Origin of the sequence: Burkholderia stagnalis (assembly GCF_902830275.1) — a bacterium.
GTDB lineage: Bacteria > Pseudomonadota > Gammaproteobacteria > Burkholderiales > Burkholderiaceae > Burkholderia > Burkholderia stagnalis.
The window spans coordinates 1-1,070 of record NZ_CADESW010000070.1 but is presented as its reverse complement, the minus strand read 5'-3'; the positions used below and the strand labels follow the sequence as shown (position 1 = coordinate 1,070).

General features: G+C 63.8%; 1 protein-coding gene. It reads right to left on the bottom strand.

The features are described 5' to 3' along the window. Positions 1-1,070: Ig-like domain-containing protein (locus HWY45_RS36240; RefSeq protein WP_176118481.1), on the bottom strand; the 1,070-nt coding region annotated here is incomplete at both ends.

Here is a 1,070-nt window from a genome sequence, read left to right as displayed (position 1 = left end):
GTTTCGATGCCGGTGAGGTTCAACGTACCGACGTTGGTGACGTGGTCGGAGGCACTGCTGCCCGAATCGGTGGTGAGTGCGACACCGGGTGCGGCAGCCGAGGTATCGAGCGTGAAGCTGAACGACGTCACCGCCGAGGTATTGCCTGCCACGTCGATCTGGCGAACCTGCACGTTGTTTGTGCCTTCGACGGCGCTGAAGCTGGTGTTCCAATGGCCGCCATTGTCGACGCTGTATTGCACGGTGGCGCCGGTTTCGATGCCGGTGAGGTTCAACGTACCGACGTTGGTGACGTGGTCGGAGGCACTGCTGCCCGAATCGGTGGTGAGTGCGACACCGGGTGCGGCAGCCGAGGTATCGAGCGTGAAGCTGAACGAGGTCGGGTTGGAGGTGTTGCCGGCGATGTCGATCTGCCGGACCTGCACGTCGTTCAGGCCTTCGGTTGCATTGAAACTGGTGCTCCAGGTGTGGCCGCCATCGGTCGAATATTCGACGACCGCGCCGGTTTCGACACCGGACAGGTTCAGCGTGCCGACGTTGGTGATGTGGTCGGACGCACTGCTGCCCGAATCGACCGTCAGCGCGACACCCGGCGCAGCCGCCGAGGTATCGAGCGTGAAGCTGAACGACGTCGCCGACGACGTATTGCCGGCGATGTCGGTCTGCCGGATCTGCACGTCGTTCAGACCTTCGGTGGCGCTGAAGCTGGTGCTCCAGGTATGACCGCCGTCGGTCGAATATTCGACGGTGGCGCCGGTTTCGACGCCGGACAGGTTCAGCGTGCCGACATTGGTGACGTGATCGGACGCGCTGCTGCCGGAGTCAGTGGTCAGGGCGACACCGGGGGCGGTGGCCGACGTGTCGAGCGTGAAGCTGAACGACGTCGCCGACGACGTATTGCCGGCGATGTCGGTCTGCCGGACCTGCACGTCGTTCAGGCCTTCGACGGCGCTGAAGCTGGTATTCCAGGTATGGCCGCCATCGGTCGAGTATTCGACGGTCGCGCCGGTTTCGACACCGGTCAGGTTCAGCGTGCCGACATTGGTGACGTGATCGGACGCGCTGCTGCC